Source organism: Jilunia laotingensis (genome assembly GCF_014385165.1).
Classification (GTDB): domain Bacteria; phylum Bacteroidota; class Bacteroidia; order Bacteroidales; family Bacteroidaceae; genus Bacteroides; species Bacteroides laotingensis.
Map to the genome: position 1 here is coordinate 3,946,109 of NZ_JACRTF010000001.1, position 16,235 is coordinate 3,962,343.

14 protein-coding genes and 1 pseudogene are annotated in these 16,235 nt (G+C 36.6%); all 15 read right to left on the bottom strand.

Going from position 1 to position 16,235, the window contains the following annotated elements:
* Nucleotides 1-269: 269 nt before the first annotated feature.
* Nucleotides 270-1,331, bottom strand: a complete 1,062-nt coding sequence (locus H8744_RS15450) for an IS5-like element IS1169 family transposase (RefSeq protein ID WP_008777670.1) — start codon at nucleotides 1,329-1,331, stop codon at nucleotides 270-272.
* 71 nt (nucleotides 1,332-1,402) lie between these two features.
* Complete coding sequence (locus tag H8744_RS15455; protein ID WP_262435696.1) at nucleotides 1,403-2,407, bottom strand: 3-oxoacyl-ACP synthase III family protein; 1,005 nt, start codon at nucleotides 2,405-2,407, stop codon at nucleotides 1,403-1,405.
* Between the two features lie 37 nt (nucleotides 2,408-2,444).
* A complete protein-coding gene (locus H8744_RS15460) occupies nucleotides 2,445-2,672 on the bottom strand; it encodes an acyl carrier protein (protein ID WP_262435697.1) in 228 nt (75 codons plus the stop codon).
* The gene (gene fabD / locus H8744_RS15465) at nucleotides 2,669-3,595 is read right to left on the bottom strand and encodes an ACP S-malonyltransferase (RefSeq protein ID WP_262435698.1); all 927 of its coding nucleotides are present in this window, start codon (nucleotides 3,593-3,595) and stop codon (nucleotides 2,669-2,671) included. Before fabD ends, H8744_RS15460 begins: the two co-directional genes overlap by 4 nt.
* Before the next feature lie 2 nt (nucleotides 3,596-3,597).
* Nucleotides 3,598-4,236, bottom strand: coding sequence for a PglD-related sugar-binding protein (locus tag H8744_RS15470; protein ID WP_262435699.1), 639 nt, complete (start codon nucleotides 4,234-4,236; stop codon nucleotides 3,598-3,600).
* An 18-nt stretch (nucleotides 4,237-4,254) separates the two neighbouring features.
* Nucleotides 4,255-4,863, bottom strand: coding sequence for a sugar transferase (locus tag H8744_RS15475; protein WP_262435700.1), 609 nt, complete (start codon nucleotides 4,861-4,863; stop codon nucleotides 4,255-4,257).
* A gap of 210 nt (nucleotides 4,864-5,073) precedes the next feature.
* Complete coding sequence (locus tag H8744_RS15480) at nucleotides 5,074-6,201, bottom strand: glycosyltransferase family 4 protein (protein WP_262435701.1); 1,128 nt, start codon at nucleotides 6,199-6,201, stop codon at nucleotides 5,074-5,076.
* Nucleotides 6,202-7,193: 992 nt separating this feature from the next.
* Nucleotides 7,194-8,297, bottom strand: a complete 1,104-nt coding sequence (locus H8744_RS15485; RefSeq protein WP_262435702.1) for a glycosyltransferase family protein — start codon at nucleotides 8,295-8,297, stop codon at nucleotides 7,194-7,196.
* A gap of 7 nt (nucleotides 8,298-8,304) precedes the next feature.
* Nucleotides 8,305-9,081 carry an ATP-grasp fold amidoligase family protein gene (locus H8744_RS15490; RefSeq protein ID WP_262435703.1) on the bottom strand — a complete coding sequence of 259 codons (777 nt, stop codon included), beginning with the start codon at nucleotides 9,079-9,081 and terminating at the stop codon, nucleotides 8,305-8,307.
* A gap of 123 nt (nucleotides 9,082-9,204) precedes the next feature.
* Nucleotides 9,205-10,389, bottom strand: coding sequence for an O-antigen ligase family protein (locus H8744_RS15495; RefSeq protein ID WP_262435704.1), 1,185 nt, complete (start codon nucleotides 10,387-10,389; stop codon nucleotides 9,205-9,207).
* A gap of 36 nt (nucleotides 10,390-10,425) precedes the next feature.
* Entirely contained in the window at nucleotides 10,426-11,664 is a 1,239-nt protein-coding gene (locus H8744_RS15500; RefSeq protein ID WP_262435705.1) for a CapA family protein, read from the bottom strand.
* A gap of 43 nt (nucleotides 11,665-11,707) precedes the next feature.
* The gene (locus H8744_RS15505) at nucleotides 11,708-12,871 is read right to left on the bottom strand and encodes a sugar-transfer associated ATP-grasp domain-containing protein (protein WP_262435706.1); all 1,164 of its coding nucleotides are present in this window, start codon (nucleotides 12,869-12,871) and stop codon (nucleotides 11,708-11,710) included.
* A gap of 30 nt (nucleotides 12,872-12,901) precedes the next feature.
* On the bottom strand, nucleotides 12,902-14,095 hold the full coding sequence (locus tag H8744_RS15510; RefSeq protein ID WP_262435707.1) for a glycosyltransferase: 1,194 nt from the start codon (nucleotides 14,093-14,095) through the stop codon (nucleotides 12,902-12,904).
* Nucleotides 14,092-15,159, bottom strand: coding sequence for a hypothetical protein (locus H8744_RS15515; RefSeq protein ID WP_262435708.1), 1,068 nt, complete (start codon nucleotides 15,157-15,159; stop codon nucleotides 14,092-14,094). Before H8744_RS15515 ends, H8744_RS15510 begins: the two co-directional genes overlap by 4 nt.
* A gap of 102 nt (nucleotides 15,160-15,261) precedes the next feature.
* Nucleotides 15,262-16,099: pseudogene (locus H8744_RS19125) on the bottom strand (IS66 family transposase); the annotation flags it as partial.
* Between the last annotated feature and the right edge of the window lie 136 nt (nucleotides 16,100-16,235).

A 16,235-nucleotide genomic window follows, 5' to 3' on the forward strand; every position in this document is an offset into this window, starting at 1 on the left:
AAATTCTCAACAATCATTCTTCCGGTGCCTAATGACAAACCGACTCCAAAACCTGTAAAAAGAATATTTAAACGTTTAGCACCTAATTCATTTCTTAAGGTGAGTTCTATCAATTCAATTTATCCTCTTGTATCAGACAGCAGAACTCTTTAACTGCCCAATTTGTGAGCTTTAGTCTTGCAAATTTAGCGAATATTTTCTACCCCCCCCCCCGATTTTTACAATAATTAACTTGTGTTTGTTGTAAAAATTGGATGTGCAGGCATAATTCACCCCAACAACTCAGGTTTCAGCCTGATTATTTGCGTGTAACGACTGATGTTATACACAAGACTGGTGAATGCTACATTGGCTTTAGCACGAATAAGCCCTACTGTACGCACCACAAGTCCACGCATGGTTTGTTCCTCAAACCCGAATACATGCTCGACAAGGCAACGTGTCTTGGATTTTTTCCTATTGTCTGATTTCTGCTCCTTGGTAAGCGGACGGTTACGGTAGCCCTTTTCGCAAATTATCGGATTCATCTTATGCTGTTTTACAATCTCCTCTTGTCCGACATAACCGGCGTCCAAATACAAGTCCTTGCCTTCGTCTTTTTCATCCAGCAGTCCTTCAAAGCCTTTGGAATCATGCACTTCTGCCGACGTGGTATCATAAGAAAGTATGATCTTATTGCGTTTCTCAACTTTAGTATGCTGCTTGTAGCCGTAAAAAGTCTCATCACGCTTCTTTGTCCAGCGGGCATCTACATCCTTGTGGCACTTCTTGTGGGGATTGTCATTCCACAACTTATCACCCGCTCCCTGTTTTATCTGCTCATTTTCATCACGGGTGTTACGTTGGCGAGGGGCAATAACAAAACTGGCATCAATGATGCGACCCTCATTGAATTGCAGACCCTTACTTTCCATGAAACTATGAAATTCCGAAAAAAGCTTGTCATAAACGCCTGTATTTGTCAGGAGTTCGCGATACTTCCACACCGTCTTCTCGTCAGGAACATCGTCAACACATTCAATACCAAGAAACTTGCGGAAACTCGTACGGTCAACTATCTGATACTCTATCTGATGGTCACTCAAACCATAATAACGCTGAAGAAACAAGACCTTGAACATCAGCACACAGTCTATCGGCGGACGACCGGCATTACTTTTGCGCTCTCCGGTAAAAAGGGCTGATTCAAGAGTAGGACGAAAGATCTCAAAATCAACATACTGAGACAACACTTCAAGAGGATTGCCCATTTCATTCAAACGCAATTCACGATTCTCTGACTCAAATAGTTGATTATAACGAAGCTTACGGTATCGGGATAACTTGTTCATTATAAAATTCTTATTTTCTGCAAATTTACGCTCTTGGAACCATATAAACAACTGTACTACAATATTTTAATTTATAGAACTCCTCTTAAATTAGTCACCATCAAAAGGGGGACAGAAGTACCACTCGTATTACCAAACTTTTGGATGTTATACGGTGTTTGTTCTTCAGTACATCCTAATTTCTTACGAATCTTTTCACACATGAATTTGTTAGCTTGATGCAGTAATAAATAATCAGACTCCGAAGGATTTATTCCAAAATAGGAAAATAATTCTTTAAAAGCTTTAGGTACATTAGATATCGCAAATGAAAAAACTTCCAAGCCATTCATATGAAGGTGTAAATTAGTCCTTCTTATACCATCTTCATATTCGCGCATAATAAAAGAATCTGGTGAAACTGGATTTCTATAACCACCATCAGGAACTATCAGGAAATCTTTCCCAGCACCCATAGTTTTAAGATTCAATTGTATAGTAGAAGCATTTTCTACATTATATTCCAAACCGATTGCACTTCCTGCATCACCTGCTATCAAATAATAACTTTTGTCTTCAGGACTAGCATAATACGATTGAGTATTGCCTACTAGCAACAAACCTTTGCGAACATTGCCAGTAGACAAAATATTTGATATTATATTTAGCCCATACATAAAACCCGAACAGCCCAAATTAACATCAAAGGCCATACAAGATGTTGGTAATCCCAATCTATCCTGAATTATACACGCAGTAGCCGGCATCTTATAATCAGGTGTTTGGCATACAAATACCAAAACTTCAATATCTTCTTTTTCCCATCTAAGTTCATCGAGTAATCGAGCAGCCGCTTTCACGCATAGATCCGAAGTACATACACTTCCATCATGCTCAACCCAATGCTTACATTCAACGCCAGTTGTCTGAATATATTTTTTAAGCTCATCTTCAGAAAGTAAGTTTGTCTGGCGATTATCATTTACTCCAGCTGGGACACAAGCTGCTATTCCTGAAAGCCTAACATTTTTTATATCAAAAAAAGCCATAATAGATAAGAAAAAGTGTTTAACATTAAATATATGGGAATAATTCATTTTTCAATTAATTCCCATATACATACTATAAGATAGACTATTTAGAAAGCACTAAATTATATAGTTCCTCTATTGTGCCTACCGATCTTAAATCGGCACCTGTCACTTGTTTTTCAAACTCTTCATCGATCATAGAAATAACTGATAATCCAGATAAAGAGCTCCATTCATCTAAGGTCCTGAATCTTGTATCAGGCTTAAATAGTTCAGCAGGAGTCTCATCAAACTCTTCTGCAAATTTTTCTACAAATTCTTCTAAATTCATACTTCTAAAACTTTATATTTAACATAGGTAGGAATATCCCATAAAGAGTAAACTTCTTTATCTGGACACATCCTTTTTACTATTTTTTGTAATGTATCATCTGTCCCTACCTCATAAAAAGAATCGGCTCCATCTTTAATCATATTATTTACAATAGTAGTCCATAACACAGGATGTGTAATATGCTCTATCAAATTTTTTTTTATTTGTTCCGGATTTGTATGAGGCAGGCCATCCACACACTGATATATGGGAATAGTGGGTCTCTTGAAAGTTGTTTTTTCTATAATTCGTCCTAATTCTATACCTGCATTTTTCATAAAGGGTGAGTGAAATGAACCTCCAATGGGCAAAGGAACTGCCTTTTTCGCTCCTTCTTTCATAAAAGCTTTACAAGCTAATCGAATTCCTTTCTTCGTCCCTGTTATTACGACCTGTCCAGGACCATTATAATTAGCAAAATAAATAACCTCACCACTTTCTTCTGATATTTCTTTTACTCTTTTAGCCACATATTCATCCGATAAGCCGATAACAGCTCCCATGCCTGTCTTTATTTCTTCACAAACCTTCTGCGCAATGAGTGCACGGTTCAGAACCAAATTTAGCCCGTCTTCAAAGGTTATACAATTGTTGACAACCAAGGCAGCAAACTCACCCAGTGAGTGACCTGCTACAATATCAGGTCGCATTTCCTTCTGGGTCAGAGCTAATACAACCTCATAAAGGAATACTGCAGGCTGAGTATTTATAGTTTCCATGAGTTCTACCTCATCACCGTCAAACATGACGTCAGTTATACGTCTATTAAAATAAGTATTAGCACGTTCAAAAAACTCCCTTGCGTCAGGAAAGTTCTCATACAATTCACGTCCCATACCCCGCTTTTGACATCCTTGCCCTGGAAAAATAAATGCTTTCATTTTCAATCAAATTTTTTAGCTGGATTTCCTATGTAAAGATGATTATCCAAAGTTTTTCTCATTATTACACTATTAGCTCCAATTGTCGTATTATTTCCAATTATTTTCTGTTGTAAAACAACAGAAGATACTCCAAAAAAATTCAAATCACCAATTATTACCTCACCGGAAATTCTTACTGAAGGCATCATTGAATTAAAAGAACCAATCGTATCATCATGACCTAAATAAGTGCCACAATTAAATATATTAAAATCTCCGATAGTAACATGATTGCTTATCAGACAATCAAACATCACAATATTACCTTTTCCCATGACAAATGTATTCTTGTCTAGTATCAAAGCGCCAGGTGCCAATAAATTCGGATAGTCAACATTCAAGTTTGTGATTTTTTTGACAAGAGTCTGAATAACATGAGGATTCCCGATGGCAAACACAATGCTTATATTACCATGATAAGCATTCAGCTCATTTATGCCACCAATAACTTTGGCATAATAAGCATCATATCCAATAGGATAACCATCATCATAGTAACCTACCAGATTCCACTCCTCCTTAATTACATTTATAGAATTTATCAAACAGGCAACAGTTTTACCAAAACCTCCTGCTCCATAGATTGCAATATTTTTCATCTTATCCACCATTTATCTCTAATTTGTACCATTAAATCTCACAGTCGTGGCCATACCTTCTTTACTGATTCCTTCCCTTATAAAAACTTTCTTTATTGTCAGAAAGATTATTTTTACATCTAACCGAAAAGAGCAATGATCCACATACCAGACGTCCAACTCAAATTTTTTAGTCCACGAAATAGCATTGCGCCCATTTACCTGTGCCCATCCGGTTATCCCAGGTCGAACTTCATGTCGACGGGCTTGTTCTTTAGAATAAAGGGAGAGATATTGAGGTAATAAAGGTCTGGGGCCAACCAAAGCCATATCCCCTTTCAAGACATTTATTAATTGCGGAAGTTCATCAATAGAAGTAGAACGAACAAACCGACCCACCTTTGTTAATCGCTCTTTATCTGGCAACAGATTTCCATCAGCATCTCGTTCATCTGTCATAGATTTGAACTTAATAACTTTGAATATCCTAGCATTTTTACCCGGCCTTGCCTGAGTGAAAAAGACCCCTGCACCTTTATTGACAAAATGCAGCCAAATGGCAATGATTAACAATATTGGCCAGATGATAGACAACACGCAAAACACAATGATAAGGTCAATCACTCTTTTTAAGAAATACTTGTACATATATTAAGTAAGCACTCACTGTACGGCTATAATGTCCCAAAAGGTATTACAGCGCACATTGAGCTATTTTATTAATTAAACTTTAAGTTATTTTAAAACATTCACAGGTAAAAGTTAACCCATGTTCATAAAATTAGTTTTTTAATATTATGAAGCAAAAGTAAAGGATTAAAGATAATAGGTTAAAAACTATACAATGAGTGCTTACGGTTAATCCTTAAAATACATTTCTGTATTCTTATATGTGAAATCTTTACTTGCTTTTACAGAATTATTGCGGAGTTGAGTTTTGTATTCCTTGTCATCACGCAACTTCCTAATATAGAGTACCATTTTTTCAATATCTTTCTTTGGAATACAACGGCCACAGCCATATTTGTTAATTAACCGGTACATTTCAGTGTCATCATTCGAGATTGCCAAAAGAGGAACACCCACAGCCAAAAGATTGAAAGTCTTGCTTGGCACACTCACTTTAGAAACGTTCTCATCCAAAGTGACTACCCCTAGATCAGCCGATGCCAATGAGTATGGTAACATACTAAAGTCTTGAAACGGCATAAATCGTACGTTCTGCAGATTCGAATGATCCACATTCTCCATCAGTTCGGCTTTCTTCTTCCCGTCTCCAATAATCAGGAACTGCACATTTAGATCATCTATCATCTCCTTGGCTACATCCACGACACACTCTACACTATGGGTATAACCGATGTTTCCAGAGTACATAACGATGAACTTCCCATCAAGATTGTTCTGCTTGATGAAGACATTAGCCTCCTTAGCCACAGGTTTGAAATCATCAGAAACCGACCATAGCGGCACAATTTTTATTTTTTCAGCTGAACCATAGGCTGTCAGAACCTCCTTCATCCCTTCGCTCAAAGTATATATCTTCTCTGCCTTTTTATAAAGGCGTTTTTTCAGTATTACCCATATTTTATAAATAAAGTTTTTTTCACTTATGCCAATTGTCTTGAGAGCATCAGGATAGATGTCATACTCCACAATACGAAACTTGTTATTCAGGAGTAAGGCTGAGAAGCAAGCCATTGGCGGATTGGTATAATAGACTACTTCACAATCTCTATACTTGAAGAGTAACTTGAAGAATACCTGCATGGATGCCAACAGCCAAGTCGCCATTCTCTTTGCGCTACTTGACCTATCGTAGTTACAGATTTTGTCAATATTGATCTTCGGATTGACAGGTCTCATCCCTGGGCGAAGTCTACTGCACAACACACTTACACTGTCATATTTCTCACAATATGCATTCAAGTCATCCACCACAAGGAAACCAGATGTTTGATTCACAAGAACAATTTTTTTCATCATTTTTTTAATTTTCTAATATCAAGCATCCATGGCAGATATTTCACAATAACCAAGCTTGCTATATACGCCCCAATTAATGTAAGGCCAAATATTAAAAATACTCCAAGGGAGGGATACCTGAGGATAAAATATTTTTATAATAGCAGATAATGTGATTGGCAACGCACAACTCATGAAATAGAAACAGATGCTATTTCGACCAACGAATGTGAGAGTTTTTATCTGTGGCAACTGTTTACAAAACCAGATTAATATAACAGATACAAGGAATCCGAAAAAGTAGCCTAATACATCCATATCACCCATTGAGACCATAAATCTTGGGGCAACTGGAAAGAAATAAGTTATATACCAATAGAGTGCTATAAGAAGCAGGATGATGTATTTGTTGATAACTCTATCAAACCATGTCTCATATTACCAATATAAGGCTCCTAATCCCAAGAAGAAGCAGGCCAGTATTCCCCTACTAACAAAAAATGGTTCGCGATGTAGGTGAAAAATTTCTATGTCATAAAGATACATGCCTATAGAAGATATTATTCCTAGAACTACGACGTAAAACCCAATATTTTGCCTTCTAGTTACCAAAAGCAAGGCAATAATCACCTCAGCAATCAAAAGAGCAGATGTAAACCAATAGGTACTCGCTCCTACCGTCTCAATTAAGAGTGTATTAAAATCAAACGCCCTGTAAGTTATCATAATCTTCGGTAAAAACTCAATTGCTGAGAATGAATATACATCCTATATAAAATATTAAATATCAACTTTTGACTATCCCCTATTATATATTGAGCCAAACCTGCTTCAATGGTAGGTTTTATTAAGTTGCTTGCGGAAAAGTAAATACCCGCTAATCAAGAAGAAAGCATTTACATAGAATCCGCACAAGAATTAATTGATTTCACCGAGTTCCAGACCGTAATAGTTTTTTGTATGCACAAACAGCACAGTGATAGTACTTATCGCTTTTGCCACATTTACCCAATTCAATTCTTTCTTTTCTTGCACATCTCCTCAAGTAATGTTGAAAGATTATCCATACTGTCAAAAACCTCTTCGTGCCCTATTTCATACTCCTTTCTAGAAATATTGTTAAGTTGTTCTATTGTCAGCTGGCTGAGCGAATCGCGTATTGCCTCTTCTGTCGAAGAGTCTATGCTGATGCCACAACCGTAACTTTCTATCTGTTCAGCAAGAAAAGTCCCCTTAGTAGCAATCAGCGGACGACAGAAAAAGATGCCCTCATACAATTTGTTTGGATCCAAAATAGTTTCGTTGAGCGATTCTACTCCATATGTCACCACCACAACATCTACAGAATTATAAATATGTTCAAAATCATCAGGATTTTTGAAAGCACCAAACAATTTGATATTCGGGTACAATTCCATCATATCATCAATAGCTTTCTGGGTCGATTCCACATTTGCCACTCCATGAAAGTGAAACTCATGCTGAGGGAAATACTTTCCTATGGTTCGAGCAAAACGCATCATTGAGGCGTAGCGTATCGAACCCACAAATGAAAATATAAAGTGCCCATCCTTCAGGTTGAGCGGTTTGCGCTCCACACCAATAATCTTACGGTTTACCTTGTTTGGCTGAACAATAAATCTAGCCTTTGGTTGGTTAAGGAACCCCTTGAAACCTTCAGATGTCAGCAAAGTAAATTGAGCATTCTTCACAAGATTACGGTCGATAGCCCGAAGCAAAGGACGGACTTTACCGAAAGAAGGAAAGCCGTATGCTATATCCGAAATCTCGTATGCGTATGGAACGCCTTTCAGGCGAAGGAAAATGCTCTCGAAGTAACCAAAGGAATAATAAAGGCAATTCTGCCCCTTGTGTTCCTTTACTACACTATCAATATCTCGCTTTACGGTTCTAATCTTTTCAAGATACCCATCACCTTTTGACATCTGACCTAAAATAGTCACCGGTATTTTCACAGAAAACTTATTGCAGTTATACTGCACTCTATCATATCCGTACACCTCTACCTCATATCCAAGGGCTGCTATAGATTCCACTCTGCGGATAGCACGAGGTTGAGAGAGTGAACTAACTAAAAAAACTATTTTGTCGTACATCACTTCTTTATTTTCTTTTTACCAATGACAGATCCACCAAATCACCCATCTCTCGCAGAAATTTGGATGTATAGAAATTCATAAATCCACCAGCTGACGAGAAAGTCATCTCACCGAAATATGGTTTGCCATCAACTTCATACAAATCCACTCTAACCTGAGGTATTCCACATGAAAGTTTTGAGACAATCTCAAGCATTTTATCTAATGACACAGGCTTTGGCAAATCTGATTGGGCTTGCTTATAATGTGAAGTAAAAATGCTACACTCATCGTGTCGTTTCCAATCTAAGTCATAGGTAGCCACCTCTACAGATCCTTGATGTCTGTTGAAACATGCCCATATATGATGAGGCTTTCCATTAAAACACCAAATTTTGTAGTCTATCAGTGTGTCTGTTTCTACCGGCTGTTTCCTGCAGTCAAGCACTTCTTCGGCTATCATACAAGGTTTCATGGCAGCATAGTGAGGCTCGCCATTTGTCTCACTAAACGATTTTGAGAGCAATGCAGAATACATCCTAACTGTATTTTCTATATCCAGTTTGCTTTTGTCTTTACAGACAAGGATATCACCACTTCCGTTGTTTGTCTTCAGAACAAAGGAATCCGGAAGAGAATCCCAATCCACATCCTCTGCTTTTTCCCAAACACCATATAGTTTCACAAGAGTGTCATCAAGCCCTTTCTCTTGAATATATTTACGTACACGATATTTGTCAGCACACAATGTCCACAAACTCGTGTCAGAATTAAACTTCAGCCAGTTGATTTTCTCGTTCAAATCTTTTGGACTGAACCAGTTCAATGGCCTATGAAAATGATAGAGAAACTGAAGACTGGTAAGGAGTCTTGGACTTACATAATTTAGAAAACATTTAACATTCATAGTTATAAACTATTTGTATCAAACTATTGCTCTTTTTCTTTGTTGGAGAGATGATATGATTAGCGCCATTAAAAACCATAAATAATCATTTGCCCAAATATCGCCTCCCGTAAAACTTCTTGGAAAGACGAGGCAGGCGTACATAATAATTACATTATGATTTAGGCCGGATGTTCTACGAATACTTTTTATAGTTTGAAAGAATAGATAAAGAATAACAAGACTACCCAATATCATTCCATATGTAACGAAAATGCTTAGGTACATGCTATGAGCGAGTTCTTGTATTGCCACTTCATCACCGGCAACACCAAAACCTAGAAAAGGATCATTTAGGACTATATCCCACAACTTGTCATGAATCTCAGCTCTGCCTGTAGTAATATCTTCAGTATCTGCATTTATCAGATAATACAGGGTGCGACTGCTCAGACCAAAGGAGTCAAGCATTCCTCCAAAGAAAGCAAGTATTTCCTTGAAGAAAGATAATACAATCAAAACAAAAGAAACAAAGAACAATTTGATGGCGGCTCCAGACGAACTCTTCCTTTTGGAATTGAATAATATTTTTATCGAAACAAAGAAAACAATGGCTAAGAACGGATTTCTTGATCCATATATAAATATCACCACAGAACCAATAACTGCAGCAATAAGTGCCAGCTTGTTTTTTGAGTCGAAATACGCATTTAACTGCCAAAGTACAGACAAGAGCAGCACATTTGACATAGTCATAGAATATGTACTCCAATCAGAAGTGGTACTATGACCTATAACGCTGATAATCCCAGCATATAATACGCCACTCAAAGTTATCAGGAAAGAACCTTTGGTGAAATAATCACAAAGATATTCAAAAGTCGACAGTTTACTTACAAGCAGAAAGGTAAAGAAGCAAGCTACAAGTGTTCTAAGAATAGTAGGCTGAATGTATTTTACGTTTTGAGAGCAAAACATATAGGTAAATAAATAGGTCATCCACACAAAGAACAATACACCTATAGTTTGCATAGGAATACGCAATCTACATGTAGCGAGCAAGGCATATAAATACATAAGCAAAGATCCACCCATGATCAAGATATTCAACATATCATTAATCGCGTAAAAGAATGGAAATCCTTGTACTAGGATATTCTTACATCCTTGAGCTATCACCTGAAAGGTGACAACAAAAGATATAATTTTATTTGGATTCTGCATGAACAAAAAATTTCTTCCTAATGAAAAGTCATGAGTCTAATCACAAGGAAATTTGTTCATAAATTCGCAAATACTATATTCTTCTTTAATTTCTATTTTCTCGATATGCAACTTTAATAATCTGTACAATACACTCGAAAGTTCTTTTTCAGTTTTTTTCAAAATTCGATTATTTGTTTCTGAACGATATAAATCATAGATATTGTACACCTGAGTATTTATTTTGTTATCAACTGATTTTAATATGGAAAAACGAATATCACATATTTTTTTAGTTCCGGTCGAAAAGAGCAAGTGCAAAACTATTGAATATTCAGAATACTTACCATCAACGTAATAACCCCAGTTAGGAGTATAGCAAAAATTCCCCAATGCGTAAGCAACAAGATTACTATTTCCATCAAGAGAGATTGGCAGAACACAATGAGGATGATTGCATATCACATAATGTGCGCCAGCTTCTTTACACTTATTTACTATTTTATCTGTATATGCGCCTATTTTATTATTGTATTGACCGCCTATATGCAAACATACAAAAACGTAATCAGACTTATATTTAGCTCTTTTAATATCAGCAAATAAAGAATCCTCATAACGTTTATTCCTTGAAGAAGCTACATCATTGAGTTCTCCACAATCAACTTTACTCCTATCACGAATAATATCTTTAATCAAATCCGGTACTATAGAGCGCAAAACGCGTCTGAATACAGGTCCCTCATAACCTTCTCCTCCTTTCGGGAAATTTTCCTGCTCTTTAAATAAATTAATATGATACAGATCTTCTTCCTTCAATTTATTGTTCATCCAAGGAGAGTTCGTATCATATGTATATGAAATAAAAGCACATTTTATACCGCCTATAGTCTTATAAAATGTACGCTCCGTATCAGCTCTGAGTTGGGTACCTACATGTTCAATACCAATCTGGTCTAAAACAGTTAAGGTCCTTTTCAATCCGTACAAACCTCTATCTAACGAATGGTTGTTAGCCGTAGTAAACATTTTTATCCCAACCTCATATGCAGCAAGCGCAAATTCATCTGGAGTATTAAATTCAGTAGGATGAAAAGTATACAAACAATCAGCACCGGCCAAAGGTGTCTCAAGATTACCAACGACATAATCGGAGTTGATTAAAGAATCCTTGATATTCTCAAATACAGGTTTAAAATCATACCCTGTCTTTCGTTCCGCCTTTTGAGTCATTGTTATCGTACACATTAAATCGCCAAGGAATGAAATGCGTATGATATTATCTTCTTTTTTCATTATATTTGCAATTACATTTTGGAAAATAATCCTATTATCAAATTCAAAGATATGGAGCATATACATGTTTAACCCCTTTACGAAGCGGATGCTGCTGCAGTTCTACACCAGAACATGTATTTGCTTCAAGAAAAGTTACTGTACCATCCTCGCAAATTACAACATCCCACCCTATGTAACGAAGTTGAGGCATTTTACTATGTGCCTGTTTAACACACTCAAGCACTTCGCACCACTTTGGAATTTGCAGGCCAATAATGACCTTATTTGTATAAGGGTGCACATAAACATTATCATTATTCTGAGAAACAGCCGGGCTTATAATAATTCCTGTTTCAACATCTATAGCTGCTGCTAATCCACCTGAAGAATAATTATCTGTAATACCTTTACCATTTCCTATACGGAGTAGTGCTCCCGTGATAAATATTCGATTTTCTTTTTCTACAGAATATACACGAATAGTGTTAACTGAACTCGGATTCAAATCCTTTAATTCCGTACACTGAGATATAACTTCTTCAATGATTACCTTTTTCCCTTTAATATAATCATACAACTCCTTAATCTCTTTTTCTGATTGAATAATCTTCTTAAATATGCCTTCACCGCCAACGCCATCAATAGGTTTGACAATTACATGTTTATTTTTCATCAAAAAGTCAAAAAAATCCCGAAATAACAAATTATCAGAGGAAATCCAACTCCTATTAATATATTCAGAAAAGAAGCGATTGAAAGACGATTTGTTAGACAGGATTTCTCGATATTTCTTTTGGTTTTTACCTCCATTGAACTTTTTATCCATCACAGCTATTCCGCCCTCTGTAATGAATGTTCTTTTCTTATCCAAACTATAGTTATAGAATTCATATCTAAAATAGTCCATTGCATCAAGGCCAGGACAGAATATTTTGCTTAATATATAATCTAGCCTATAGTATATCTGGGAGTGTTTGCCAGGATTAAAACGATGATAAACATATTTCCATCTATGAATATATTTATGAAAATGTTCAAAATAGGAATCGTGTTTTTCTGAAATGCGCCATACTTCATTTTCAAAATATCCTTCCATATCTATCCAATACATATTGCGAAGAATCATCCAATGAAGAAAATAAACATAGATATTCTTCTGAAAGTTATATTTGTATGAAAGAACACGGAATTCTTGAAAGAATAGTTTTACTTTATTTAATTTCATAAAAAAATATTATTCAAATATTGACTAATTTCATCTTGTTGTACAAAATCCTGTTTTGGTAAATCTCATAAACAAACTTTTCCACAAGGCAGAAATCCTAGCAGGAGCGTAATGTTGTGAACTAATAATCGCACTTTCAGAACATCTTTTTATTAACTCATCATTATCCATGAGACTATCAAGCTTTTCACAGAAATCGTTAAGACTGAACGGTCTTACTATAATACCATCAACACCATTATTTACAATTTCTCTTGCCATGGGAAAACTATCTTGCACAACAGGGACGACTCCATGCATTTTTGCTTCAATTGTAACAAGTGAAAATGATTCATGAACGCTAGTTACACATAGTATCTTTGCTCTTTCATAATATATATTTGGTATAACCCTTCCTTCAAAACAAACATTCTTAATATTGCTGATCTGGATTTTATCCTTCATTTCTTGAAGCGAAGGGCCATCGCCTAATATTCGTAATGTCCAGTCAGGATGTTTAATCTGTATTTTATCCCAAATATCAATCATAAAATCTATTCGCTTAACGGAACAGTCTACATTTCCAATCCAAAGAACCTCGTTCGTCTTCTCCAATCTGCTCATGTGAGTTTCGTTAATACAATTTGGAATAATTTGTATTGAATCATCGAATTTTCTTCCGATCATCTTTAGAAGTTCATTTTTATGTCCTTCGCCAAGTACAATAGACACATCACTATTATCCACAATATATCGGTAAAGCGATTTATTCTTAATTATATAGATATGAACCAACAACTGATTAATCCATTTATTTTTAAGTAAAGAGAATATAAAAGCAAGTTTACCCTTTTTCAGTTTATATTCTACTCCATAGGCATAGTTGTAAAGCTGAGTAAGAATCAAATTATGAAAACACGAAACAATCAAAAAATCATGTCGTTTCTTACATTCATGCAACATTTTTAAATATGCCTCACAAGGATTCTTCTGGACAATCACTACATCTATACGTTTTGTAACAATCACGTTTTCGAGAAAATTCTGATTCTCTGTTGTAGCTACAGGCTTGCCTGTAGGAAAATATAATTGCCTCCGTATATCATCATCACTAACTTTACGATATCCTAAGTACCAAACACTATGTCCACTTGCTATAAATAAATTGGCGAGTGTGTGCGTAATCCTTGCAATACCGCCATCAACTGGATTTATATTATAGCCGGAAAGGAATAATATATTCATATAATATATATGATTTTGATAGTTGTAAGATACATTTTATTTAAAGCTCTATTATCAACATCTTGCGCAGTATAGTAGAGGAAGAAATTTCCACCCAGCATTCCGGAAGTAGGTTTATAGATACCAACTTTACCACATGTTTTGTTCGTCATAAGGGGCCTTGCATACATTCTAAAATGTACTCCATCAAAACTCTCTGCAAGACAAATATCAGCATTACACTGATTACTCTGTACTATGGCATATAACTTGTCATTTCCTTCAAACAAATCCATGTGCCAAGGACGATAGAGCTTATTACAATTTAAAAATTTTAAGGTTTGCTTATAACTGAATGTGGTCTTAATATCATCACTCTCCCAAATAGTATATCCGTAGCCTTTTTGCAAACTCCAAAGACCAAGAATATCAGTTATATTAACAAATGTTTCCAAAGTTTTTTTAATTAGCGGATTTGCATTCTGAACAAATGGAGAGTGAAACCTCAAATGCATTGCGTAGCATCTATACTTTCCTTCATTCGTTTTTATGAATGTGGGAGAAACCTCTGCATCTTCTTCTATATCCTTTGTTCCTACAAGAGGTCCGAACACGTCTCCTATACCGTCTTTAAGGACTTCTGCTCCAAAAGTAGCACGAACATATCCCGCTTTATCGCATCTTTCTGTCATATTCTCTCGCCACATGACATACATTTTCCCATTGTCATAGAATAGTGTAGGATCAGAGTTGTAACCTTTTGCTGGCTGTCCTTGCACCTGATATGCTACTATCCAGTGTGTAGGAGGGTTGTTCGTCTCATTGTCTCCATAACAGAGTATTGGATTCTCTGTCTTGTCATTAGCAGCATAATAAGGCGTATAGACCATCCACCACTTATGACCAAGATAACCTTCAGGAACATACCGCACACAGGGATGTATCACATCTCCATGATTGATTTCCTCCTCAAAAGGTGTATGTGTACACAACTCCCCTAGGGACATCGTACCATATTCTAAACGCCTGCAAAGCTTATATTGGAGTTTGCGGTATGCTGATAATATGTCTCTTGATATACTCATTATCTTGTAAGCACTCAATTTAGGTAAGCGTCCAAAACCTGCTATACCCCACTAGGGGGCAGATACCCGAGGACATCTGCCAAAATTTTGGACACACAATTTTTAATATTTATTAGTTGATTCGAGATCTATAGTCTGCGGAAGCAAGTTCTCATAATCGACCCTTCCAGCTTGGAGTTCTTTCATTACCCTTCGGAAGTAATCCTTGAACGAGATATCCATTTGCTTACAGGTCTCAATAAATGTATTATAGGTTGCCGAGTTCGACTCACCTTGGGTACTGCAAAAGAACAGACTGTTTTTTCGCTGTACCGTCAAGGGGCGTATGGCTCTCTCAGCCGCCAGATTGTCTATAGTATACCCTCCGTTTTTCCTGTAGTTGAAAAGTTGCTTCCAGAACGAATGGAGATACTTCAAAGCGCGTTGCATCAGGTCACTCATCTCCGATTCAGGTAATGCCAGCAAATCAAACAACTCTTTCCACAAATCGTCCACGGTACCGTTTGTATAAGCGTCATTGCATCGTTTGAAGATTTCATCCGGAGGCAAATCCAAACACCTGTATTCTTCCTCACGACTCTAGAGATCACCGAGCTTCAACAGAAAGTAACGAGCCTTCTCACAACCTTGATCCAAAGCTTTCTTGAACTTGGCCCGGGCATGAGCAAGACAGCAAAGATGATCGATATCTATCAATAATACCGGCTTTCTTATTAACTAGGCACCACATATAGGTCTTCTTGTGACCATTATGAGTCCGGTAGCTTTCCCAAATTTCATCTGCATTTACGTTAGAACCGGCCTGCAAAGCCACATCTTTGAGAGTGGAAATAAGTTTGTTGAGCTGCACGGTGCCTTTGTCCACCCAGTTCGAGAGATTCTGACGACAAGTATCCCAATTCATATCAGCCAGACGATTCTTTGTTTCGCGATAAGAGGGAATAAACATTTGATATTTATTGAACAGCAGATACGACAGTAAGTAGACCATCAAATGAGTACCCGGAACGATTTCCTCATATAAATAAGCTTCAAGGTCATTATCTTCAGGCAGGAAGAGTGTCTCTATCCGACCT

Coding starts and splice junctions, on each gene's coding strand:
- H8744_RS15450 (WP_008777670.1), bottom strand. CDS start 1,331: ATGAACAAGTTATCCCGATACCGTAAGCTTCGTTATAATCAACTATTT.
- H8744_RS15455 (WP_262435696.1), bottom strand. CDS start 2,407: ATGAATTATTCCCATATATTTAATGTTAAACACTTTTTCTTATCTATT.
- H8744_RS15460 (WP_262435697.1), bottom strand. CDS start 2,672: ATGAATTTAGAAGAATTTGTAGAAAAATTTGCAGAAGAGTTTGATGAG.
- fabD (WP_262435698.1), bottom strand. CDS start 3,595: ATGAAAGCATTTATTTTTCCAGGGCAAGGATGTCAAAAGCGGGGTATG.
- H8744_RS15470 (WP_262435699.1), bottom strand. CDS start 4,236: ATGAAAAATATTGCAATCTATGGAGCAGGAGGTTTTGGTAAAACTGTT.
- H8744_RS15475 (WP_262435700.1), bottom strand. CDS start 4,863: ATGTACAAGTATTTCTTAAAAAGAGTGATTGACCTTATCATTGTGTTT.
- H8744_RS15480 (WP_262435701.1), bottom strand. CDS start 6,201: ATGATGAAAAAAATTGTTCTTGTGAATCAAACATCTGGTTTCCTTGTG.
- H8744_RS15485 (WP_262435702.1), bottom strand. CDS start 8,297: ATGTACGACAAAATAGTTTTTTTAGTTAGTTCACTCTCTCAACCTCGT.
- H8744_RS15495 (WP_262435704.1), bottom strand. CDS start 10,389: ATGCAGAATCCAAATAAAATTATATCTTTTGTTGTCACCTTTCAGGTG.
- H8744_RS15500 (WP_262435705.1), bottom strand. CDS start 11,664: ATGAAAAAAGAAGATAATATCATACGCATTTCATTCCTTGGCGATTTA.
- H8744_RS15505 (WP_262435706.1), bottom strand. CDS start 12,871: ATGAAATTAAATAAAGTAAAACTATTCTTTCAAGAATTCCGTGTTCTT.
- H8744_RS15510 (WP_262435707.1), bottom strand. CDS start 14,095: ATGAATATATTATTCCTTTCCGGCTATAATATAAATCCAGTTGATGGC.
- H8744_RS15515 (WP_262435708.1), bottom strand. CDS start 15,159: ATGAGTATATCAAGAGACATATTATCAGCATACCGCAAACTCCAATAT.